Below are 23,096 nucleotides of genomic sequence, written 5' to 3'. Positions count from 1 at the left end.
GGAGTTATCAAGCTAGATGTTCAAGCGTTTGCTGCCCGATCAGATCGTGAACACCGTGTTCGATATCGATATCGACGAATTGCGGAAGAAGGGAATCCGCGGGATCATTACCGATCTCGACAACACCCTCGTCAGCGCCAAGACGCCGCTCGCGACCCCCGAGCTCGCCCAATGGCTCGATACGGTCAAGGACTTGGGGTTCAAGGTCGTGATTCTTTCCAATAATAACGAAACACGCGTCGGCAAATTCGCGGAGCCGCTCGGCATTCCGTTCATTCCGATGGCTCGCAAACCCGGGGGAGCGGCTTTCCGCCGGGCTTTGGCGATTATGGATTTACCGGCGGATGACGCGGTCGTCGTCGGAGACCAGATGATGACGGACGTGCTGGGCGGCCGCAGGGCCGGACTCCACACGATTCTCGTCACTCCGATCGCCCTGGGCGAGGAAGGCTGGGCGACCCGCATCAACCGCCGCATCGAGAAGGTCGCGCTTCGGAGTCTGCGCAAACAAGGGCTATGGCCGGTTAAACCGAACGAGCCGGACAAGGGAGGACGCTAACATGACGAGAACGACGGAAGCTAACGTTCCCCGTTGCGCCGGCTGCGGCATTCCGCTGCAGAGCGAGTCTCAGACGAGACCGGGCTACGTGCCCGAATCGTCCATCGGCAAGGAAGTCGCAGTATGCCAGCGCTGCTTCCGGATCAAGAATTATAATGAAGCGTCGTCGGTGACGGTCGACCAGGACGAGTTCCTGAAGCTGCTCGGAAGCGTCGCTTCGACGGACAGCTTGGTCGTGCATATCGTCGATTTGTTCGATTTTCAAGGGAGCCTAATATCGGGATTGCAGCGATTCGTCGGCAACAATCCGGTTCTGCTCGTCGTCAACAAGATCGACTTGCTGCCTCCGGTAACGAACTGGAACCGTCTGCGCAACTGGGTGCAGAAGCAGGCTCGCGAGGAAGGGCTCAAAGTCGCGGACGTCGTGCTCTGCAGCGCGCGCCGGAACATCGGCTTCGACCGCGTCGTGGAGGCGGTTACCGCCTATCGGGGCGACCGGGACGTGTACGTCGTCGGCGCGACCAACGTCGGCAAGAGCACGCTCATTAACAGGCTCATCTCCGATTATAGCGATCTGAAGCGGGAGCTTACCGTATCGCGCTATCCGGGCACCACGCTCGACGCGGTGCACATTCCTCTCGACGACGGGAAGAACATCATCGATACGCCGGGAATCGTGTACGAATGGCGGATGTCCGAGATCGTTCCCCGCAAGGATCTGGCCGCGCTGCTTCCGGATAAGCCGTTAAAGCCGCTAACCTATCAACTGAACGACAAGCAGTCGCTGTTCATCGGCGGATTGGCCCGGTTCGACTTCGTCGAAGGGGAGCGCCAGTCGTTTACCTTCTACTTAGCCGGCAGCCTGAACGTCCACCGCACGAAGCTCGAGCGGGCGGACGAGTTGTACGCGGATCACAAGGGCGCGATGCTCAGCCCGCCGAGTCTCGAAGACCTGGCGTCGATGCCGCCATGGACGAGACACCGGCTCCGCATTCCGCCGAACGCCCAATCGGATATATTCATTTCCGGGCTCGGTTGGATCCAGACGAACGGCAAACAAGGCGCGACCGTGGACGTGCATGCTCCCCGCGGCATTAAAGTCATGCTCCGCGAAAGTCTGCTGTAACCGCAACGCGCCTCTTCGGGAGAGGGGAATCACGACGAATGGAACGGCATTCCGATCCGTATCAATTAGATAGCCACACCGTGCTGTACGGCGTCATCGGGGATCCCGTACGCCATTCCAAATCTCCGGTCATGCTGAACCGGGCGTTCCGTGAAACGGGCATCAACGGCGCCTACGCCGCTTTTCACGTGACGCCGGACCGGTTGGGCGAGTCGATCGCCGGCGTTCGCGGTCTCGGATTCCGGGGTCTTAACGTGACGATTCCGCATAAGGTCGAGGTCATGGCATTCCTGGACGAGATCAGCGAAGGCGCCCGCGCGATCGGCGCGGTCAACACGATCGTCAACGATAACGGGCGTCTCGTCGGCTATAACACCGACGGGATCGGTTACGTTCGGTCCTTGAAGGAAGAAGCAGAGCCGGATTTGTCCGGGAAGACGATCGTCGTTCTCGGAGCCGGCGGCGCGTCCCGGGGCATTCTATGGGCGCTGGCCCAAGAGAAGCCGGCGGCGATTCTCCTGGCGAATCGTACGGAAGCACGCGCGGCGGAGCTCGCTTCGGCGTTCCCGCCGGCATACCGGATCTCGGCGATTGCGTGGTCCCGGCTTCAAGCGGCATGCGCCGAAGCGGACGTCGTCGTCAACACGACCTCCGTCGGCATGTCCCCTAACGCGGACGGCGTGCCGATAGACCCGAACTGGTTGAAGCCGGGAGCCGTCGCCAGCGATTTGATCTACAATCCGCTCAAGACCGCATTCCTTCGCCGAGCGGAAGAGCGCGGCTGCCGCGCCCACGGCGGTCTCGGCATGTTCGTCTACCAAGGCGCCTACGCGTTCGAATACTGGACCGGTACCACCGCTCCCGTGGCGGCGATGCGCGAAGCGGTGTTGGATTCTTTCGGTCGGTGAGGCACGGGAAGGCTTATTGATGTAAAAACTTTTACGATAACTCGAAAAGGACGGAGAAAAAGGGATTGGTACGCAGAGTTTACGTCCGCCTTTAAAATCGAGTGGCCACCGCCTCATCCGATCCAGCCACTCGATTTTAACCAGCGGCGGAGTGCCAACCCTTTTTCGCAGTCCTCATTCACGAGTCGTCGGAATCCCCACATATGAAAGCAGGAATAACATGTTAACAGGCAAACAAAAACGTCACCTTCGTTCGCTCGCCCACCACTTGACCCCGATTTTCCAAGTCGGCAAAGGCGGCACGAACGACCAGCTCGTCCGCCACATCGAGGAAGCGATCGAAACGCGCGAGCTCATCAAAATCTCCGTGCTCAACAACAACTCCGACGACCCGCGCGAAATCGGCGAAGAGCTCGCCGAGAAATCGCGCTGCGAGCTTGTCCAGGTTATCGGAAAGACGATCGTCCTGTACAAAGAATCGACCGATCACAAGGAAATCGTCTTGCCTCGTTAACTTAGAGCGGAAAGGCGGAAACGCATGCGCAAAATCGGTCTGCTCGGCGGTACCTTCGATCCCGTCCACAACGGCCATCTGATGGCCGCGGAAGCCGCGCGCGAAGCGGCGAAGCTCGACGAAGTGTGGCTGATTCCCACGCTCGTGCCTCCCCACAAGCCGCAGCCCGGCACGGACGCCGAAAGCCGGCGCCGGATGCTCGAGGAAGCGATCGCGGGCAACGGAACGCTCCGCGTGGAGGACATCGAGCTGAAGAAGGAAGGTACCTCTTACACGATCGAGACCGTCTCGGCGTTGCAGGAGCGCGATCCCGGCATCCTGTTCTATTGGATCGTCGGCTCCGATATGATCCAAGATCTGCCCCATTGGCGGCGTATCGACGAGCTGGCGGAACGCATTTCGTTCATAGGGCTGGAACGGCCGGATCGGCCTTCGGACGACTCGTCGCTCCCGACCTTCATCCGCAGGAAGTTGCTGCGTGCGGGAATGCCGCCGATGGGCATCTCCTCCACGGACATCCGGCGCAAGCTGAAGGAAGGACGCTCCGTCCGCTACATGCTCCCCGAACCGGTTCGCGAATACATTCAAAGGAATGGCCTTTATGAATCTTGACAAGCTGAGGGCAGCGACCCGCGCGCAAATGCCGGACAAACGCTGGAAACATACGTTGGGCGTAGTCGACGCGGCGATCGGCCTGGCGGCCCGGTACGGCGGGCATCCCGCGAAAGCCGAGCTGGCCGCCCTGCTGCACGACTATTCCAAAGCGTGGGCGACCGATCGCATGGAAACGATTATCAGGGAACGCTCACTGCCCCCGGAACTGCTCGTCTACGACAAAGAGCTGTGGCATGCCCACGTCGGGGCTTGGGCGGTGGCGTCCGAGCACGGCATCGAGGACGAGGAAGTGCTGGACGCGATCCGCTACCATACGTCCGGCAGGGAAGGGATGACGCTGCTGGACAAAATCGTCTGTCTGGCGGACTATATCGAGCCGGGCAGAGACTTTCCGGGCGTCGACGACATACGGATGCTCGCGGAGAGCAGCCTCGAGGAGGCTCTGGTCGCGGCGTTCGGTTCGACCATCGAAGTGCTCGTGAAGCGCGGGAAACGGATTTTCCCGTTGACGGTAGCGGCGAGGAACGACCTGATCCTGCAAATGAAGCAAGCTTAAACATAGCATCGACCTAATGAGAATACGGAGGCTGAGACATGGCATTAAACTCGGACAAATTGTTGAAAACGGTAATCGGCGCGGCGGAAGAAAAGAAAGCGCACGACGTCGTGGCTTTGAACCTGCAAGGCATTTCCTTGATCGCGGATTATTTCGTCATCTGCCACGGCAACTCGGATACGCAAGTGCTTTCGATCGCGACCGAAATTCGCAAAACCGCGGAAATCGCGGGCGCGAAAGTCAGGCTCGAGGGCGCGGATACGGCGCGTTGGGTTCTCGTGGACATGGGCGACGTCGTCGCTCACGTCTTCCATAAGGACGAGAGGGAGTTTTACCATCTCGAGCGTCTCTGGTCCGACGCGAAGGCAGTGGAAATCGTATGAATTTGATCGCTGGAACCTTGCAACGGTTACGGGTGCTCAGGGAAGTATCCCCATACGGATGGTTTCTCGGCTTCGGGGACGGGGACGGACCCGAAGTGCATCTTCCTTACGGAGAAGCGGTAGGCACCCGTCCGGAGGTCGGCTCGGACGCGGAAGTGTTTCTCTTCCACGACGACAAGGAACGGCTGACCGCGACGCTGCGGAAGCCTCTCATTACGCTCGGGGGAATGGCGCGGCTCGCGGTCGCCGATTTCCACCCGAGCTTCGGCTTTTTCTTGGAGATGGGCATCGGCAGGCAACTTTTGTTGCCTCTTAAACAGTTCCCGCCGGAACGGAAGAACGCGTGGCCGCAAACCGGCGACGAGCTTCACGTCGTCATGAAGCAGGACAAAGAAGGGCGCATGCTGGCGAGACTCGCGAAGATCGACGATTTCGCTCCGCTCGTCTTCCGCGCTCCGACCTCTTGGATGAACGAATGGCGCGAAGGCTGGGTGACGGACGTGTTCAAGGACGGCGTGTTCACGCTCGTCGACGGAGGCGTTCTCGGCTTCGGGGCGCTCGGTTACGTGAACAACGCGTCCATGACCCATCCGCTCCGAATCGGCCAGAAATTCAAGGCGCGCGTGACGCAAGTCAGGGAAGACGGGCGCGTGTCCATGAGCGTGAAAGCGACGAAAGAAGTCGGCAGGCTGGAAGACGCCGATCGCATTTTGGCGTTCCTGAAGGAACGTCCGGGCGGGGCGATGCCCTACTCCGACCAGACGAGCGCGGAGGATATCCAGCGCCGGTTCCAGCTTAGCAAGTCCGCTTTCAAGAGAGCGCTCGGCAAGCTGATGAAAGAAGGGCGGATCCGGCAGGAAGGCAACTGGACGCGTCTGATCGAGTCCGGAAGCGCGGAAGAAGCCGGAGATCGGCCGCAGTAACGACGTTTCAGATCGAGTGGGAATTGGGGAGAACGACATGCGTACCTATCGGCAGTTCGCGGCCGTCTACGATCGCTTGATGGAAGAAATGCCTTATTCCGAATGGATGAATTTCGCCAGGAAATGCTTCGACCGGTACGGCATGCCGAAGACGATCGTCGATCTCGGCTGCGGAACCGGCAATCTCGCGATTCCGCTCGCCCGTTCGGGCTTCGGCGTCTTCGGCATCGACATCTCTTCGGAGATGCTTTCCGTCGCCCGAAGCAAGTGGGACGAGCCGTCCGCGAGAGGCGGGTATCGCGACGAGCCGGGCACGATTCGCTGGCTGCAGCAGGATATGAGGGATTGGGATTTGCCCCAGCCGGCGGACGCGGTCATCTGTTTCTGCGACTGCTTGAACTACTTGACGGAGAGGCGGGACGTGACGGCGGCCATCCGCGCGACCTACGAAGGGTTGGAGCCGGGCGGATTGTTTCTGTTCGACGTCCATTCGCCGAAGCAGTTGGAGCGGTATGCCGAGGAGCAACCGTTCGTATACGACGAGAGAGACGTCGCGTATTTGTGGACGTGCGACTACGACCCGGATCGGACGGAGATCGAACATTCGCTCACGTTCTTCATCCAAGAGCAGGCTACGTCCGAAAGCGGCACCGGATCGTTGTACAGCAGATTCGAAGAGTCCCATGTCCAACGGGCGTACGATCCGGATTGGATCGCGGAGCAATTGGCGGAGACGGGGTTCGAGCTGCTTCACCGCGTTGCCGACTTTACGTGGGACGCGCCGACGGCCGAATCGGAACGCTTGTTCTTCGTCGCCCGCAAGCCGAAATAATATAGCCGGGTTTCCGGCGATAGAAGGGCCGTTATCGAAGTCTTCGCGAGACTTCGATGGCGGCCTTTTGGCATTTCCGTTATTTCGCGGCGCCTCGCGAGCTTGCGCGGCAGAGCTTGCGCGGCAACTTGACATCGTTCGCGCGGATGGCTATAATCATGGCATACTTTGGCTGAGAAGAGGAGCAGTAGTCGCTGCGGCGTCACCCAGAGAGCCGGCGGAAGGTGCAAGCCGGTTGACGCATACGACGAACTCGCCTCGGAGCTACCGGGCCGAACGGATTTTTCGCGCAAGCGGAATCATCCTTCAAGCCGGGCGTTACCTCTCGTTACGGGGTTAGAGTGGGCGGCGATCCAAGCAGGACGTCCGTCAACTAGGGTGGTACCACGGGAATCCGAACTCTCGTCCCTAGCGATAACGCTAGCGGCGGGAGTTTTTTTGTTGGTTTTTTCTGGATGGATAGCATGCGACAATCGAACTTAAGGGAGTTATCGACCATGTCTCACGACAACGCGAACGGCTACCAGCCGTCGAAGATCGAACCGAAATGGCAGAAGATTTGGGACGAGAGCAAGACGTTCCGCACGACCGAAGACGCGGGCAAACCGAAGTTTTACGCGCTCGACATGTTCCCATATCCGTCCGGGGCGGGCTTGCACGTCGGCCATCCGGAAGGTTATACGGCAACCGATATCGTAAGCCGCTACAAGCGGATGAAAGGCTTTAACGTGCTTCATCCGATGGGATGGGACGCTTTCGGCTTGCCGGCCGAGCAGTATGCGTTGCAAACCGGACGGCACCCGCGGGAAATCACGTTCGAGAACATCGACAACTTCCGCCGCCAGATCAAGTCGCTCGGCTTCTCGTACGATTGGGAAAGGGAGTTCAGCACGACGGACCCGGACTATTACAAGTGGACGCAATGGATTTTCATTCAGTTGTACAAAAAAGGCTTGGCCTACGTCGCCGAAGTGCCCGTGAACTGGTGCCCGGCTCTCGGAACGGTGCTCGCGAACGAGGAAGTCATCGACGGGCTCAGCGAACGCGGCGGCCATCCGGTCATCCGCAAGCCGATGCGCCAATGGATGCTCAAGATTACCGAGTACGCCGAAAGACTGCTCGAAGATCTGGAAGAGCTGGACTGGTCGGAAAGCATCAAGGATATGCAGCGCAACTGGATCGGCAAATCGTCCGGAGCCGAAGTCGCGTTCGCGATCGACGGCCACGACGCCGCGCTGAAGGTGTTCACGACGCGTCCCGATACGCTGTTCGGCGCGACGTATTGCGTTCTGGCGCCCGAGCACGAGCTCGTCGGCGCGATCGCTTCCGCGGAGCAGCGGGCGGCGGTCGAAGCTTACGTCGAGCAAGCCGCGCGCAAGAGCGACCTGGAGCGCACCGACCTCGCGAAGGATAAGAGCGGCGTGTTCACGGGAGCATACGCGATCAACCCGGTGAACGGCAAGAAGGTGCCGATATGGATCGCCGATTACGTGCTCGGCGGTTACGGCACGGGCGCCATCATGGCCGTACCTGGCCACGACGAGCGCGACTGGGAGTTCGCGAAGAAATTCGGACTGCCGATCTTGGAGGTCGTCGAGGGCGGCGACGTCGAAGCGGCCGCTTATACGGGCGACGGCAAGCTGGTCAACTCGGACTTCCTGAACGGCCTCGGCACGAAGGAAGCGATCGCCGCGATGATCGAGCGCCTCGAGAAGATCGGCAAGGGCAAAGGCAAAGTGACTTACCGTCTGCGCGACTGGCTGTTCAGCCGCCAACGTTACTGGGGCGAGCCGATTCCGGTGCTTCATTACGAGGACGGCACGATGGACACGGTCGCCGAAGAGGATCTTCCGCTTCTGCTGCCGGACGTGGACGCGATCCAGCCTTCCGGCACCGGCGAATCTCCGCTGGCGAACGTGACGGAATGGGTGAACGTCGTCGATCCGCGCAACGGCAAAAAAGCGCGCCGCGAGACGAACACGATGCCGCAATGGGCCGGCAGCTGCTGGTACTACTTGCGCTTCATCGATCCGAAGAACGCGGACGCGATCTGCTCGCCGGAGAAGCAGAAGGAATGGTTGCCGGTCGACTTGTACATCGGCGGCGCGGAGCATGCGGTATTGCACTTGCTGTACGCGCGGTTCTGGCATAAGGTGCTGTACGACATCGGCGTCGTGAACACGAAGGAGCCGTTCCACAAGCTCGTGAACCAAGGCATGATTCTTGGCACGAACAACGAGAAAATGTCCAAATCCCGCGGCAACGTCATCAACCCGGACGATATCGTCGGCGAGTTCGGCGCGGATACGTTACGCTTGTACGAGATGTTCATGGGGCCGTTGGAAGCGACGAAGCCTTGGAACACGAACGGCGTCGAAGGCGTGTTCAAGTTCCTGGCCCGCGTATGGAGGCTTTTCGTGAACGAGGAGACCGGCGAATTGAACGCCAAAATCCAGGACGTACCCGGAGACGAAGCATTCCGCCGCACTTGGCACAAGAGCCTCAAGAAAGTCGGCGACGACTACGAGGGCTTGCGCTTCAATACTTCGATCAGCCAATTGATGATTTTCGTTAACGAAGCGTACAAGACGGAAACGTTGCCGAAGCAAGCGATGAGCGATTTCGTGCAGATGATTTCGCCGCTCGCGCCGCATATCGCGGAAGAGCTGTGGGAAAAGCTCGGCAATGAGGCCGGTTCGCTGTCATACGCCGTTTGGCCCGCGTTCGACGTCGCGCTGACGGTCGATTCCGAAGTGGAAATCGTCGTTCAAGTGAACGGCAAAATCGCCGATCGCCTGAACGTTCCGGCCGATCTCGACGAAGCGGGCATGCAAGCGCTGGCGAACGAGTCGGAGAAGGTCAAGGAACTGCTCGCCGGCAAAACGGTGCGCAAAGTGATCGCCGTCAAAGGCAAGCTCGTCAACATTGTCGCGAACTGATCGGGACATCGGAATAACTGGCATCACTAGCGTAGTTACTATCAAGAATCTTATACACACCCACCATGCGCGTGAAGCACACGCCGCTAATCCCCTTTGCGGGGATTGGCGGCTTTTTGTTTTCATTTTGAACTTGGAAGAGGGGATGAGATGTCGTTCGAAAAGGCGTATGCGATATTGATAGAGGAGCAGTTGCGAAATGCTTCCGGGCAGCGTTTGGCGATGTTAAACAAAAATCGCGAAGGCACGAAAAAGTTGCTAGAGGTCGTCATATGGCCGGCTTTACAGTCGTTCGAAGGGATCGTGCTGGAGCACGAAATGGTGGGTTCGAATGGCGCGAAGATGTACATCGACGTCTACTACGAGCCGATAGCGATCGCCTTCGAATCGGACGGTTTCGTCACGCACGCCGAGTTGATCACGAGGGACCGCTTCGACTTCGAGAAGACGAAAATACGCTCGGTCGCGCTAGGGTGGATGACGTATTATCCATTCAGCCGCGACCAATTGGACAAGCAGCCCGACATGTGCAGGCGCGCGTTCTACGAGATCGTCGGACAACGCATGAGCATTCGCGGCAGCCGGTTCATGGAGGAGCTATCCGTGTACGAGCGGGAGGTGGTTCGGTATGCAGTTCGTTTACGACGTCCATTTAAGCTCGATGACGTGAAATACTGCTTAGGTTGCAAATACGACTTGGCGAAGCGGGTGACATCGCAACTTCTCGATAAGAAACTCATTGTTTCGCTGGGAAGCGGAAAGAACAGACTTCATTCTTTCGAAGTGACGCCGGTCGCAAAGGAATTGTTACTTCAAAGAAGTTAGTTTTGGAGGTGGGAGTCTGTAGTCAGGTGAAACCGAATTGCGAGGAGGGAGCGGGGTTGTTGTGAGTCTGTAGTCAGGTGAAACCGAATTGCGAGGAGGGAGTGGGGAGGTTGTTAGGCTGTAGTCAGGTGAAACCATATTGCGAGGAGGGAGTGGGGAGGTTGTGAGTCTGTAGTCAGGTGAAACCGAATTAAACAACAAAGAGGCGGCCAGAGACCGCCTTTAGTACAAAAGTTCCGTCCCCCTAAGTCCGCTCCCTCGGAAATAGTGAGGAGTCGACCCGGTCGAGGTCTTCGGCGAATTTCTCGTGGGTCGTGTACAGAACTTGGAGGAACGCGCCGCGGGTCGACTTGCGCAGCGATTCGAGCGCCGCGGCGGTGATGCCGCCGGGTACGGACACTTTCGCTTGGAGCTCGCCGGGAGAACAGGGGAGCTCGAGCATGAGCCTGGCGGTGCCGAGCATCATTTCGCAAGCCAGAGCGGATGCGGTTTCCCGTTCGATGCCCGTCGACATGACGCTGGCGTCGATGAATTGCTCGAGAAGGTAGGCCATGAAAGCCGGTCCGCAGCTGGACAGGTCGGAGGCCACGCGTACTTCTTCCTCTTGGATGACGATCGGTCGGCTGATCGAGGAGAACAGCTGCCATAACGCGGATTTATCTGTCTCCGACAGACGGGTGCCCCACATGAACAAGGAAGCGCCGCTGCCGATCGCGTTCACGACGCTCGGGACGATTTTGGCCACTTTGCACGGTAACAGCTCTTCCAATGAGGAGATGCGGACCGGGCTCGTAATGGATATGACGATTTGTTCGGGTTTCAAGACGCTAGAGATTTCGTCGAGCACCCTTCGGAAGTCCATCGGTTTCACGCACAAAAACAAATAATCGGCTCCTTGGGCCGCCTCGACGTTGGACAGGGCGGCTCGCAGGCCGGGAAATTGATCCGCGAGAAGACTCGCCTTGCTGGAAGTGCGGGAGCTAACGGTGATCTGGTCGGGCCGCAGGGCGCCCGCGCGAACGAACGCTCCCACTAACAGGCTTCCCATACTGCCGGCGCCGATAAAGCCGATCTTCATCCTTTGTCCCTCCCGAAGGCGTATTACTTACACCCATTGTATGTACGAAAGCTTGGCTGTCATGACGCATTTTTACAATTGAATCCATCTAAAAGGAGTCGATTCGACGCGATGAAAGAAAGAACGATGCATCCGAGCCGGTTTATTTCTCTATTCATTATGCTGCTCGCGCTCGGTTTGCTTGTGTATGCATACATAAAAGGCCAATCCCGTACGGACGTTCCGGGTTGGAAACCCGCGAACGGCGAGCTGGCGAACGCGCTTGACGCCTTATCTTCGCCCGAGGAGGGCAGATCGCTTTATTCGCGCGACACGGACGCGTCTGCCCCTTCCCGAGAGGCATCGAAAGCGAGCCCTGCCGCAAGCAAGCAACCGAACGCAACCGTCCCCTCCGGGCAGCCTCGGGAAGAGCCCCCTTCGACTACCGCTCAACCGTCGGCGACCGGCCAAGCGCCGCCGGCAAGCGCGGACAACGGTACCGGCTTGCTGAACTTGAACGCGGCGTCTCAAGCGCAACTGGAAAGCTTGCCGGGTATCGGACCCTCCAAAGCGAAAGCCATCATAGACTATCGCGAGAAGAGAGGAGAATTCCGAAACGTCGAGGAGTTACGTGACATAAAAGGCATAGGTCCGAAAATATACGAGAAAGTCGCGCAACGAGTAACGGTCGAATAATCCGACTAAACTACTATGATTATGACTTCAAATATGAGAGAATAGGTTGGTAGCTATTATTTTCCTATATCGGGAGGTTCCTTGCATGAGTAACGAGTATTCCTTGGAAACGCTTGCCGTCCATGGCGGGCAACAAATCGACCCCACGACGATGTCTCGCGCCGTACCGATTTACCAAACGACTTCCTACGGTTTCCGCGATACCGATCATGCCGCGAACTTGTTCGCGCTGAAGGAATTCGGCAATATTTATACCCGCATCATGAATCCGACGTCCGACGTGTTCGAGCAGCGGGTCGCCGCGCTCGAAGGCGGAGCAGCCGCTCTTGCGGTCAGTTCCGGACAAGCGGCTATTACATACTCGATTCTTAACATCGCGGGAGCGGGCGACGAGATCGTGTCCTCCGCCAGCCTGTACGGAGGCACGTACAACCTGTTCGCCATTACCCTGCCTAAGCTCGGCATCAACGTGAAGTTCGTCGATCCGTCGAATCCGGAGAACTTCCGCGCGGCGATCACGCCGAAGACGAAAGCGGTGTTCGCCGAGACGATCGGCAACCCGAAAGGCGACATTTTAGATATCGCCGCGGTTGCCTCGATCGCGCACGAGAACGGCATTCCGCTGATCATCGACAGTACGTTCGCGACGCCTCTGCTGTGCCGCCCTCTTGAACATGGCGCGGATATCGTGCTTCACTCCGCGACGAAGTTCATCGGCGGACATGGCACTTCCATCGGCGGCATCGTCGTCGACGGAGGCAAGTTCGATTGGAAGGCAAGCGGCAAGTTCCCGGGTCTTACCGAGCCGGATCCGAGCTACCACGGCGTCGTCTATGCGGATGCGGTCGGTCCGGTTGCCTATATTATCAAAATGCGGGTACAATTGCTGCGCGACATGGGTTCCGCGCTTGCGCCGTTCAACTCCTTCATGTTTCTGCAAGGGCTCGAGACGCTACACCTTCGGATGGAGCGACATAGCAGCAACGCCCTCGCCGTCGCGAAGTTCCTGGAAACCCACTCCGCCGTCGAATGGGTCAGCTACGCCGGGTTGGAAAGCCACCCGTCCTACGAGCTCGGACAAAGGTACTTGCCTAACGGCCAAGGCGCGATCTTGACGTTCGGTATTAAAGGCGGCGTCGAAGCGGGCAAGAAGGTCATTAACAACGTGAAGCTGTTCTCGCACCTCGCGAACGTAGGCGATTCCAAATCGCTGATCATTCACCCTGCGAGCACGACTCACCAACAGCTGAGCGAGGATGAACAAGTCGCGGCGGGCGTGCAACCGGGCATGATCCGGTTGTCGGTCGGCACGGAAGGCATCAAAGACATTTTGAAAGACTTGGATCAAGCGCTGGCGGCGAGCCAGCAGTAAGCGGCTTTAAGGCCTGACCGGAGGGAACGGAAGATGACGGTTCTTCGCAAGGACTGGGATACGTATTTCATGGATATCGCCTTTATGGTGTCGACGAGGTCCAGATGTCCGAGAAGGCATGTCGGCACGGTGCTCGTTCAAGGGAAAAAGCTGCTCGGCACGGCTTACAACGGGGCCCCCATGGGGGTTCAGGATTGTTCCGAGGCCGGATGCATGATGGTGGAGGAATTCGAACCGGCGCCCGCGGGCGCGAAGGACGGCGGCATGATCAAGAAGCAGCGTTGCATCCGGACGATTCACGCCGAGCAGAACCTGCTCTTGTTCACGGACCGCGTCGACAGGGAAGGATCGGTCGTGTACGTAACGGACCAGCCATGCTGGACCTGCGCGAACATGCTCGCGAATAGCGGCATATCCGAAATCGTGTACTATCGGCCATATCCGAAGGATTACGGCAAAGTCGCGGCGCTCATGGAACAGAGAGGACTGCTGTTCAGGCAGCTATCCAACTACGTTCCGCCGGCGGATACGGAAGTCCAAGACGGCTCTTAACGTCATACGGCAAGCAAGAGGAAGAACCTCTTCGCCGGGCAATCGCCCGGGGAAGAGGTTTTTTTCGTTCTCGAGGGCAAACGAAAGGAGGCGGAAGCGATAGACCGGAGACCGTTAGTCGCCGTCGCGAGCTGTTGGATTGCCGGAACGGCGGTGCCTTCTTTGTGGCAAGGGTCATTAGCCTACTTTGCCCTATTGGCCTTGTTATTGATCCTGTCAGGGCTTGCCGTCTCTCGTTCGGCAAGTCCGAGATTGGTTTTGCTGTGCGGCGTCGCGGCGGCATTGGCGTTCGGGGAGCGATTGGCGATCGACGCCCGGGACGGTATCGGCGAGAACGCCGCCGCCTCGATGCAACTTGCCGATGGCGGCGGACGGTCTACCTTAGCCGATCTTAAGGAAACGATCGTCATGAAAGGGACGATTCTCTCTCCGGCGGAGGTAGACGGGGATCTGGCGTCTTTCCGGTTGCGGGCGGCGCTATCGAATGCTGGCGTCGCTAAATCCGAGACGGTCATCGTTCGGGTCAAGCTGGCCAAGCAAGAGGAGCAGAAGATCGCGTCGGCTTGGCGAAGAGGCGACGTCGTATCGGTTAGCGGGACGATGACGCGACCGGGAACGGCGGGGAATTTCGGCGATTTCGATTACCGGGATTACTTGATGCGGCAAGGCATCAAGCGACAGATGAACGCCAAAGGAGCGGATGCCGTCGCCGTGACGGGATCGGATATTGCTTGGCGGTATCGGCCGGGGCGCCTGCTTGACGACTTCCGCGACCGGATCGGCGCCGTCATGGACGGGCTATATCCCGGCGGAGACGCCGGCTATATGAAGGGACTCGTCGTCGGCCTTCGGTCCGATCTCGATCCTGAACAATACGACGGCTTCGCCAAGCTCGGCTTGACGCACGTGCTGGCGATCTCCGGCTTGCACGTCGGCGTCATCGTGTATTTGCTGCTGCAAGGAGGAGCCCTGTTAAGACTGACCCGGGAAAAGGCGCTCGGCGTCGCGATCGCGGCGATGCCGGTCTACATGCTCGTAACGGGCGCTTCTCCGTCGGCGGTTCGCGCTTGCTTGATGGCGATGATCGCCCTATGGCTCGCGCGCCGAAACGCGCTCAAGGACGGCCTGCATCTGCTGATGGCCGCGGCGATGGCGATGCTCGTTTGGAAACCGAGCTATATCGAAGACGTGAGCTTCCAACTGTCCTTCCTCGTGACCGCCGGATTGATCCTGTTCGCGCCGACGATGACGTCCGCGTTGCCGATATCGCGGCCATGGCTCCGTGGTCCCGTCGCCGTCGCGCTCACCGCCCAAATCGTTTCTTTTCCCGTGACCGTTTACTATTTTCACGCGGTGCATTTGCTGTCTCTTCCGGCGAATTTCGTTCTCGTGCCGTTTATCAGTTTCGTCGTCATGCCTCTCGGCATGGCTTCCGTCGTACTCGGAGGAATATGGCTTCCGCTGGGCATCATTCCGGCGAAGCTCGCGACGCTCGGCAACGGGCTGACTTTCGCGATCGTCGATGGGTTGAATCGTATCGATGGCTTGCGAACGGCGTGGCCGCAGCCTTCGCTGCTCTGGGTCGCCTCCGCGTACGCGTTAATGGGAACCGGCACCTGGATCGTCCAGCGCGCAAAGAAACGATCGGAGGAGCGGGAATGGTGGCGGAGTCGACTCGCGGAAGGCGCAACGGAGGAAAACACGGTTCCGCTGCCTACGATCGACCCCTCGGCGGAAAAGCCGAAGAGGCGAAAGGCGATGTTGTCGTTCCTTGCCTACTCGTGCGCCGTCGCTTGCTGGCTGACCTGGGGCGTTCAGCCGGATCGGTTAGAGAGTCGGGCGACCGTATCGTTCCTGAACGTCGGACAAGGGGATGCCATACTGATCCGGACCGGCACCGGCAAAACGATCATGGTAGATGCCGGAGGTACGGTGAATTTCCGTAAGCCGGGCGAAGAGTGGCGCATTCGTTCGGACCCTTACGAGGTAGGCCGGAAACTGCTCGTCCCGTTGCTGCAGAGAAGAGGAATCGGACGCCTCGACGCGCTCGTGCTCACTCATCTGGACGCCGACCACATCGGCGGCGCCAAAGCGGTACTAGAGAACGTATCGGTCGGCTCTCTGTTTTATAACGGTACGATCAAAGATTCGCCCCAAGCGCTTGAGTTGTTCCGGTTGGCGGAGAAGAAACGTATACCGAGTTACGCCGTCCATGCGCCGATGACGTGGGAACCCGACCGATCGACGGCGATACGCGTGCTTTATCCGAGCGAGGAGCAGTCGGGTCATGGAGCCGCGGCAATCGAAAATAACCAAAACGAACGGAGCGTCACGTTGCTAATGACGATATTCGGCAGGACGTTTCTGCTGACCGGGGATTTGGAGGCAGACGGGGAGAGGGAAGTCGTCGAGGCGGAACTCGAGAGCGGCGACGGGAATAGAGAGCCGATCGACGTGCTGAAAGCGGGTCATCACGGCAGCCGGACGTCGAGCACGCCGCAATGGCTAGCGTATTGGCAGCCTCGGGAGACGGTTATTTCGGTCGGCGCGACGAATACGTACGGCCACCCTAACGGGGAAGTGCTCGAGCGCATAGAGTCGATGGGCAGCCGAATATGGAGAACGGACCTGAACGGAGAGATCCGGTATCGGATCTCACCGGACGGTGCGATGGAACGCAGGATGCTCGTAGCGGGGGATTGACTTCATCGTTCCAACATAAAACAATGTCCCTATTCGTCCGTTTTTGCTAGACTGAAAGTAGAAGCAACGCAAATACCTTAATTTCCCTCCGGGGAAGCGCAACCTTCCGAAGGACGATAACGTCTGTGAAGGTGCAGGGGAGGAGGATCTTCTGTGGTGGAGCCGGCTCTGATCAAAGCCGCACAAGCGGGCGACCGGGAAGCTCTCGTATCGCTACTCCGCGAAATTGAGAACCAAGTTTACCGGACCGCTTATTATTTGTTGAACAACGAACAGGACGCGTTGGACGCATCCCAGGACGCGCTCATTCGCATTTACACGAAAATCGGATCTTACGAGGAGAAGGCCCAGTTCCGCACTTGGGTGCAAAGGATCGTCACGAACATTTGCATCGACAAGTTCCGGCGCAAGAAGCCTTCCGTGTCCATAGACGAGCACGAAATGGTGTTCCAGGCGCACGACGACGTCGAAACCGAGGTTCTTTCCGCGTACGCCGCGGAGGAAATCCGCGAGGCGATCGGCAAGCTGCCCGAGCATCATCGGACGGTCGTCGTCCTGCGCTATTTGCAGGACTTCTCGTATAACGAAATCGCCGATTCGTTGAATTTGCCGCTCAATACGGTGAAATCCTACTTATTTAGAGCCCGGCAGCAATTGCAGGTCCTACTTCACGATTATCAGAAAGGCGGTGTCCGGGGATGAATTGCGAAGAGGTGATGGAACTCATGCAGCGCTACATTGACGGCGATTTGGACGAACAGGAAACGTCGCTCATGAAGAATCATGCCGACCGATGCCCGGATTGCGCCGCCATGCTGTCGAGATTGCAGAAATTATCGAACGAGCTGGAGCAGCTCCCGCGCGTCGTGCCGAAGTTCAGCCTCGTCGACGCGATTATGCCGGAGCTGGAGCGGCTTCAGGCGGAAGGCGCAATGGTCGGGAACGAACCGCCCGCGAATGTTCCCAAGTCCGTATCGAGATCCGAGCGTCCCGCGAGGAAAGTATTCGGACGGCTCGCCGGCGTCGTCGCCGCGGGCATCGTCGTCGGATTCCTGCTGTTCGGCAATCCCGACGGCTTCCTGAAGCCGAGCGGCAGCTCGAACGACGACGCGGCCGCGCCCAGCCCCGAAGCGGGGGCTAGGATGGAAGCGGCCGCGCCTTCGTCGCAAAAGAGTCTCGCCGGCGAAGAAAGCTCGAAAATGGAAAAAAGCGGCGAAGCCGACAAGAAAGACGTCATGTTCACGGAACAAATCGCCACTCCGAGCTCCGCGCCTGCCGCGAGCGAAGACGCGAACGAAAAGTCGGCGGAGAACCGGGACGACATATCCGTAACGTCGAAGAACAGCAATAACGTAACGGTCGCGCCGGACGCACCGCAATCGTTCGGCAGCACTCCGGCCTATTCGATCAACGGCGAATCGTTTCCGGGGGAGAGGGTCGAATCTCCCGACGGCAAATGGAAAGCGGTCGCGGTCGCCGGAGAGGGCACGTTCAAAGTGTACGCGGCGAGCGACGACGTGAATCCGAATTACGTATCCGCTATACGTGAAGGCGAGATCGGCATGCTGAGCTGGAACGCGGATGGTACCGCGCTGTACTTCACTTATACTGCCCCAGACGGCACGGCGGAACAATGGCAATTCGACGTCGCTTCCGCGATGGAATCGAAGCGATAATCCGACCCGCTCATGCACCCTTTTCACGGCGGCGCGTATAGTATAAGGAAGATGCTGACGACCGTTCGCCGCGGTCATTATTGGACGCTCGTCACGCTCGTTCGCGCTCGGCACCATGGGCCGGCTCACGAACGTTGATATAGATGTCCGAGAACGAAGGGATCGCGCCTCGCAAGAGGTGGGATCCCTTCGTTTTTTAGTGTACAATGGCTAAGACGCCACACCAATTCGGAACAAAGGAAGATCCGCCGCATGGACGCCAAACAGGCATTTCGCGAACTGAAACAAGGCCGGATCGCACCGGTATACGTTATATTCGGAACCGAATCGTATTTAATGAACGAATTCGTCGAGCGGCTTCAAGAATCGCTCGTCCAACCGGAGCACCGGGACATGGGGATCGTTCGGTTCGATACGGCAGAGACGCCGGTCGACCAGATCGTCGACGAAGCGGAGACGCTGCCGTTCCTCGTGCCGAGCAAGCTCATTCTCGTCCGGGATAGCGTGCTGTTCGCCTCGGGCAAGGAATCTTCGCGCGTCGAGCATAGACCCGAACGGCTGCAAGCGTACATGGCTCAACCGCTCGAGTCGACGGTGCTCGTCTTTATGGTGCCCCACGAGAAGCTCGACGAACGCAAGAAACTCGTGAAATCGGTTAAGTCGGGCGATGGAACCGTCAGCTTCTCGCCTCTCCATGCCGATGAACTTCAGCAATGGCTCCTCAAGCGCGCGACCGGCCAAGGTCGTTCGATGGGAGCTCCGGTCGCGGAGGAGCTGCTGCGCCGCGTCGGCACCGACATGCACGCGCTGGCCGCGGAGACGGATAAGCTGTGCCTGCATGCGGGCGCGGGAGGAGCGGTTACGCTGGACGCCGTGAAGTCGCTCGTGCCGATGGCGACCGAACAGAACGTGTTCAAGCTGACGGAAGAGCTTGCCGCGCTGCGGACGGAAGCGGCCATTACGCTGTATTACGATCTGCTGAAGCAACGCGAGGAACCGATCAAGCTGCTGGCGTTGCTCGTCCGGCAATTCCGCAATATGCTCTACGTGAAGGAGCTGAGCTCCCAGGGTTATTCTCCGCAACAGATGGCGTCCCAGATCGGGCTGCACCCCTACGCGGTGAAAATCACGGGCGAGCAGGCGAGAAAATTCAGCCAACGGCGTTTGGCGACATTACTGTCCGAGTTGGCCGACTTGGATTACGCAATGAAGTCCGGACGCGTCGACAAGTCGCTCGGCTTGGAGCTATTCCTGCTGAAGACCGGCTCTCGGGGCGCAAGCTAAGCGGCCCGACGCCGCGAGAACGGATAAAGAGACGCAAAAAAAGCCATCCTGGAGGATGGCTTTTTCGGCTGTCGCGCCGGAAGGCGGGACGGCCGCATATGCGTCAGGCGCAAGGCTTAGCCTTGTGCGGACAATGCGTTGATTTTTTTGGCCAGGCGGGATTTTTTGCGAGCAGCCGCATTTTTGTGAATGAGGCCTTTCGTTGCCGCTTTGTCCAATTTCTTCTGGGCGACGCCGTAAGCAGCTTTCGCGGCGTTTACGTCCGTTCCCAGAACCGCTACGTCGGCTTGTTTCACCGCAGTACGCAGAGCGGACTTAGCGGATGCGTTGCGCAGGCGACGAGCTTCGTTCGTTTTCGTGCGTTTGATCGCGGATTTGATGTTTGGCATTCTTTTCACCTCCAGCAAAAACAGAAGTATTTCTCCACACAACTTGTAACATTCTATCATGCAGGGGGGTAAAAAGCAAGCCGATTTCCCACTTGAATCCGCAGCCGAAAGGGGCGTCAATACACCCTATGGATCTTGATTTGTCAATGTATAACGTGCGTACGGACCTCGCTTTGGAGGCCCGGGATATCGCGGCTCAAGCCGCAGGCGAAGCGGGGATTCCCGGCCTCTGGACGGAGACGGACAGCGCCGACGGCATTTCCGTCACCCGGATGGAGATCAAGGACGACCAAGCGGCGCGGCAGATCGGTAAAATGATCGGGCATTACGTCACGCTCGAAGTGCCGGAACTGAGGCAAGGTGATACCGAACTGCAAGATCAAGTCGCGACGACGTTCGCCAAGGAGTTCGAAGCGTTCCTGTCGCGCATCGGCTTCGGTCCGAAGCAAAGCGTGCTCGTCGTCGGGCTCGGCAATTGGAACGTCACGCCTGACGCGCTCGGCCCGATCGTCGTAGACAACGTGATGGTGACGCGGCATTTCTTCGAGCTGATGCCCGACCAGGTGAGCCCGGGCTACCGGCCGGTGAGCGCCGTCGCTCCCGGAGTGCTAGGGACGACGGGCATCGAGTCGAGCGACATCGTCCAGGGCATCGTGGCGCAGGCGAAGCCCGACTTGATCATCGCCGTCGACGCGCTCGCCGCGAAATCGTTGGAGCGGGTGAACACGACGATCCAGATCGCGGACACGGGCATTCATCCCGGCTCGGGCATCGGCAATAAGCGAAAAGGACTGACGAAGGACATTCTCGGCATTCCTTGCATCGGCATCGGCGTGCCGACCGTCGTGTACGCGTCCACGATCGTGAACAACACGATGGATCTCGTGTTCGGGCACATGAAGAAGCACACGCCGAATACGGATCCCCTGTTCGGAGAGTTCGGGAAGATGGACGAAACGGAAAGGCTGCAGCTCGTCAAGGAAGTGCTCAATCCGCTCGGTCACGATCTGCTCGTCACGCCGAAGGACATCGACAAATTCATGGAGGACATCGCGAATATTATCGCGAGCGGCTTGAACGCCGCCCTGCATGAAGCCGTCGACACCGACAACGTGGCGGCATACACGCACTGACGCGACGAATCCCCCGGTCGATGCGGCCGGGGATTTTCGGCATCTTTTCGTGTCTGGTATACTCGGAATATACGAACCGAAGGAGCGAGAGAGATGAAAGAAGCGTTGATCGTCATCGATATGCAGGAAGTTTTTTTTCGTCTACCGGAAAATCATCTTTACGACAAGGACCGGTTGGTCGAACGGGTGAACAAGCTGATCGGGCAAGCGCGCGCGAAGGGGATGCCCGTCGTATTCGTCCAACATACGGAGCAAGACGAACGGGATGAATTATACGAAGGCGGCGAAGATTGGCAAATCCACCGCGGCATGGATAGAGAGGAAGGCGACCCCGTTTTCCGGAAAACGAAATGGGATGCGTTCTATCAAACCGGATTGGAGGCGTATTTACGAGAGCACGGCATCGAGAGGCTCGTTTTGACGGGAGCGCAAACCGAATTTTGCATGGATACGACGTTGCGGGCGGCTTACAGTCTCGGCTTTCAACGGAATAGGCTGTTCAAGGGCTCGCATAGCACATTAAACAGCAAGGTGCTTTCCGCGGAACAGATCATTAGCCATCACGAGAACGTCTGGAACGGCCGATTCGTCGCGATCTCGGAAGGCGATTTGGCTTAACGCCTTTTCGCCGAACGCAGGGCAAGGTCGCTCGTATTCATTCCCGATTCTATCATTTCGTTTGCCCGCGGTTCTATCAAATGGCTCGCGCTCATAGGATAGAACACGCAAGGCAAACGAAGAGAAGGAAGCTTTCGCAAGCAGAAGGCTCCGGGGAGGACGAGAATGAAACAAGACGGATATCGACCGGACGGGCATTCGCGCCGGACGAATTGGCGAAGGATGCTCGTGACCGGGCGCGCCTACTTGATGCTCAGCGCCTGTTCCACCTTATTGTTCGTGTTTCTGGGACTCGGCGGCATGCTGCAAAAGTCGCTCTCGACGTCGCCCGTGCAATCGATGCAAGGACTTGCCGCTTCGTTATCGGCCCGGCTGTTCGAATCGTTGCTCGGCATGGAACTGCCCCATATGGAATCGCCGGAGAAATCCCCTCTTCAAGCAGGCCGGATGGCGGCGTTTCTGCTGAGGTTTATGACGAACGTGAATCCGGACGATCCGAGGAGCTTGCTCGCGAGCGAGATGCCGCTCATGGACAGGGATCGATCGGTGTTGTTGCGGCCCGGCTCGGGCGGGGACGAAGCGCCCGAAGATAGCGGTCCGCTCGGGACGCAGGAGCTGCAACCGGACGATCCCGGGCAATCGGGCGAAACGGGCATAGACGAACCGGAACCGTCGGAAGGCCATGCGGACGACGCGCCGGAGCCGGACAAGGGACAAGCGGAACCGGACAAGCCGGACGCGGAAGGTCCCCGGACGACGCAAGGCGATAAAGTCGTGTTTATCTACCATTCCCACAATCGGGAATCATGGTACCCGGAACTGAAGAGTAGCCAAAAGGATCCGAACTCCGACAAGATCAATGTGACGCTCGTCGGAAAGAGGCTCGCCAAGCAACTGGAGGCGAGGGGCGTCGGCGCCTCCCAGTCGTCGAAGGACTACCCGACGACGGTGGAAGGGTATAATTGGAATTATTCGTATAAATATTCGCTCAAAACCGTCAAGGAAGCGTTGGCCGCCAACGACAGGCTCCAATTTTTCTTCGATATCCACCGCGACTCTCAACGGCGCAATAAAACGACGGCGACGATCGGCGACAAAGACTACGCTCAAGTGTATTTCATCATCGGCCACAAAAATCCGGACTGGCGGGAGAACGAAAGCTTCGCGAACCGGATTCACGAACTGCTGGAGAAGGACTACCCCGGCTTGTCCAGAGGCGTATGGGGCAAAACCGCGGCGAACGGCAACGGGGAATACAACCAATCCGTCGCTCCGGACAGCGTGCTGATCGAAATCGGCGGCGTCGACAATACGCTCCAGGAAAGTTACCGGACGGCGGACGTGCTGGCCAAGGCGATCTCTCAAATTTATTGGGAGGAGCAGGACGCGACGAAGGCGGACGCTCCGGCGAATCCAAGCGGGAAGAAGGGGTAAGC

The 23,096-nt window shown here is 58.6% G+C and carries 23 protein-coding genes and 1 other annotated feature; of the genes, 21 read left to right on the top strand and 2 right to left on the bottom strand.

Going from position 1 to position 23,096, the window contains the following annotated elements:
- Positions 1 to 16: 16 nt before the first annotated feature.
- The 11 genes from ACFPPD_RS23485 to ACFPPD_RS23435 all read left to right on the top strand — a co-directional run bounded on the left by ACFPPD_RS23485 (position 17) and on the right by ACFPPD_RS23435 (position 10,180).
- Complete coding sequence (locus ACFPPD_RS23485) at positions 17 to 559, top strand: YqeG family HAD IIIA-type phosphatase (protein WP_209743805.1); 543 nt, start codon at positions 17 to 19, stop codon at positions 557 to 559.
- 1 nt (position 560) lies between these two features.
- The gene (gene yqeH, locus ACFPPD_RS23480) at positions 561 to 1,685 is read left to right on the top strand and encodes a ribosome biogenesis GTPase YqeH (RefSeq protein ID WP_209743802.1); all 1,125 of its coding nucleotides are present in this window, start codon (positions 561 to 563) and stop codon (positions 1,683 to 1,685) included.
- A gap of 38 nt (positions 1,686 to 1,723) precedes the next feature.
- A complete protein-coding gene (aroE, locus tag ACFPPD_RS23475) occupies positions 1,724 to 2,593 on the top strand; it encodes a shikimate dehydrogenase (protein ID WP_209743799.1) in 870 nt (289 codons plus the stop codon).
- A gap of 220 nt (positions 2,594 to 2,813) precedes the next feature.
- A complete protein-coding gene (gene yhbY / locus ACFPPD_RS23470; protein ID WP_209743797.1) occupies positions 2,814 to 3,107 on the top strand; it encodes a ribosome assembly RNA-binding protein YhbY in 294 nt (97 codons plus the stop codon).
- 24 nt (positions 3,108 to 3,131) lie between these two features.
- Positions 3,132 to 3,719 (top strand): nicotinate-nucleotide adenylyltransferase, encoded by a 588-nt coding sequence (locus ACFPPD_RS23465; protein WP_209743795.1) that lies wholly within the window; start codon positions 3,132 to 3,134, stop codon positions 3,717 to 3,719.
- Complete coding sequence (gene yqeK / locus ACFPPD_RS23460) at positions 3,709 to 4,278, top strand: bis(5'-nucleosyl)-tetraphosphatase (symmetrical) YqeK (RefSeq protein ID WP_209743793.1); 570 nt, start codon at positions 3,709 to 3,711, stop codon at positions 4,276 to 4,278. The genes ACFPPD_RS23465 and yqeK overlap by 11 nt, the downstream gene beginning before the upstream one ends.
- A 38-nt stretch (positions 4,279 to 4,316) precedes the next feature.
- Positions 4,317 to 4,661, top strand: a complete 345-nt coding sequence (rsfS, locus tag ACFPPD_RS23455) for a ribosome silencing factor (protein WP_209743791.1) — start codon at positions 4,317 to 4,319, stop codon at positions 4,659 to 4,661.
- A complete protein-coding gene (locus ACFPPD_RS23450) occupies positions 4,658 to 5,584 on the top strand; it encodes a CvfB family protein (RefSeq protein ID WP_209743789.1) in 927 nt (308 codons plus the stop codon). Before rsfS ends, ACFPPD_RS23450 begins: the two co-directional genes overlap by 4 nt.
- A gap of 37 nt (positions 5,585 to 5,621) precedes the next feature.
- A complete protein-coding gene (locus tag ACFPPD_RS23445) occupies positions 5,622 to 6,416 on the top strand; it encodes a class I SAM-dependent DNA methyltransferase (protein ID WP_209743787.1) in 795 nt (264 codons plus the stop codon).
- A gap of 165 nt (positions 6,417 to 6,581) precedes the next feature.
- Positions 6,582 to 6,829, top strand: a binding site (T-box leader).
- A gap of 84 nt (positions 6,830 to 6,913) precedes the next feature.
- Positions 6,914 to 9,355, top strand: coding sequence for a leucine--tRNA ligase (gene leuS / locus ACFPPD_RS23440; protein WP_209743785.1), 2,442 nt, complete (start codon positions 6,914 to 6,916; stop codon positions 9,353 to 9,355).
- 150 nt (positions 9,356 to 9,505) lie between these two features.
- Positions 9,506 to 10,180 (top strand): hypothetical protein, encoded by a 675-nt coding sequence (locus ACFPPD_RS23435; RefSeq protein ID WP_209743781.1) that lies wholly within the window; start codon positions 9,506 to 9,508, stop codon positions 10,178 to 10,180.
- Between the two features lie 244 nt (positions 10,181 to 10,424).
- Here ACFPPD_RS23435 and comER read toward each other — a convergent pair whose 3' ends face one another.
- Positions 10,425 to 11,258: a late competence protein ComER gene (comER, locus tag ACFPPD_RS23430; RefSeq protein WP_209743778.1), complete on the bottom strand. Its 834-nt coding sequence runs from the start codon at positions 11,256 to 11,258 to the stop codon at positions 10,425 to 10,427.
- 111 nt (positions 11,259 to 11,369) lie between these two features.
- Between comER and ACFPPD_RS23425 the strand changes: the two genes are divergently transcribed.
- The 7 genes from ACFPPD_RS23425 (at position 11,370) to holA (ending at position 19,520) form a co-directional block, all read left to right on the top strand.
- Positions 11,370 to 11,933 carry a ComEA family DNA-binding protein gene (locus ACFPPD_RS23425; protein WP_209743775.1) on the top strand — a complete coding sequence of 188 codons (564 nt, stop codon included), beginning with the start codon at positions 11,370 to 11,372 and terminating at the stop codon, positions 11,931 to 11,933.
- An 85-nt stretch (positions 11,934 to 12,018) separates the two neighbouring features.
- Positions 12,019 to 13,305 carry a homocysteine synthase gene (locus ACFPPD_RS23420; RefSeq protein ID WP_209743772.1) on the top strand — a complete coding sequence of 429 codons (1,287 nt, stop codon included), beginning with the start codon at positions 12,019 to 12,021 and terminating at the stop codon, positions 13,303 to 13,305.
- A gap of 33 nt (positions 13,306 to 13,338) precedes the next feature.
- A complete protein-coding gene (locus tag ACFPPD_RS23415) occupies positions 13,339 to 13,857 on the top strand; it encodes a deoxycytidylate deaminase (protein WP_209743769.1) in 519 nt (172 codons plus the stop codon).
- A gap of 162 nt (positions 13,858 to 14,019) precedes the next feature.
- Entirely contained in the window at positions 14,020 to 16,560 is a 2,541-nt protein-coding gene (locus ACFPPD_RS23410) for a ComEC/Rec2 family competence protein (RefSeq protein WP_209743767.1), read from the top strand.
- Positions 16,561 to 16,713: 153 nt separating this feature from the next.
- On the top strand, positions 16,714 to 17,262 hold the full coding sequence (locus ACFPPD_RS23405) for an RNA polymerase sigma factor (protein ID WP_209743764.1): 549 nt from the start codon (positions 16,714 to 16,716) through the stop codon (positions 17,260 to 17,262).
- Positions 17,259 to 18,236 carry an anti-sigma factor family protein gene (locus ACFPPD_RS23400; protein WP_417286515.1) on the top strand — a complete coding sequence of 326 codons (978 nt, stop codon included), beginning with the start codon at positions 17,259 to 17,261 and terminating at the stop codon, positions 18,234 to 18,236. Before ACFPPD_RS23405 ends, ACFPPD_RS23400 begins: the two co-directional genes overlap by 4 nt.
- A gap of 252 nt (positions 18,237 to 18,488) precedes the next feature.
- Positions 18,489 to 19,520 carry a DNA polymerase III subunit delta gene (gene holA, locus ACFPPD_RS23395; protein WP_209743759.1) on the top strand — a complete coding sequence of 344 codons (1,032 nt, stop codon included), beginning with the start codon at positions 18,489 to 18,491 and terminating at the stop codon, positions 19,518 to 19,520.
- A 116-nt stretch (positions 19,521 to 19,636) separates the two neighbouring features.
- Here holA and rpsT read toward each other — a convergent pair whose 3' ends face one another.
- Positions 19,637 to 19,909 carry a 30S ribosomal protein S20 gene (rpsT, locus tag ACFPPD_RS23390; RefSeq protein ID WP_209743756.1) on the bottom strand — a complete coding sequence of 91 codons (273 nt, stop codon included), beginning with the start codon at positions 19,907 to 19,909 and terminating at the stop codon, positions 19,637 to 19,639.
- 128 nt (positions 19,910 to 20,037) lie between these two features.
- Here rpsT and gpr point away from each other — a divergent pair, with 128 nt between their 5' ends.
- The 3 genes from gpr (at position 20,038) to ACFPPD_RS23375 (ending at position 23,094) form a co-directional block, all read left to right on the top strand.
- Positions 20,038 to 21,042, top strand: a complete 1,005-nt coding sequence (gene gpr / locus ACFPPD_RS23385; protein ID WP_209743753.1) for a GPR endopeptidase — start codon at positions 20,038 to 20,040, stop codon at positions 21,040 to 21,042.
- A gap of 93 nt (positions 21,043 to 21,135) precedes the next feature.
- Positions 21,136 to 21,660 (top strand): cysteine hydrolase family protein, encoded by a 525-nt coding sequence (locus tag ACFPPD_RS23380; protein WP_209743750.1) that lies wholly within the window; start codon positions 21,136 to 21,138, stop codon positions 21,658 to 21,660.
- A gap of 165 nt (positions 21,661 to 21,825) precedes the next feature.
- Positions 21,826 to 23,094, top strand: a complete 1,269-nt coding sequence (locus tag ACFPPD_RS23375; protein WP_209743748.1) for a stage II sporulation protein P — start codon at positions 21,826 to 21,828, stop codon at positions 23,092 to 23,094.
- Positions 23,095 to 23,096 lie beyond the last annotated feature (2 nt).

Origin of the sequence: Cohnella suwonensis (genome assembly GCF_042655365.1) — a bacterium.
Classification (GTDB): domain Bacteria; phylum Bacillota; class Bacilli; order Paenibacillales; family Paenibacillaceae; genus Cohnella; species Cohnella suwonensis.
Note: the sequence above shows the minus strand (reverse complement) of the source record. Positions and strands in the feature narration are given on the sequence as shown.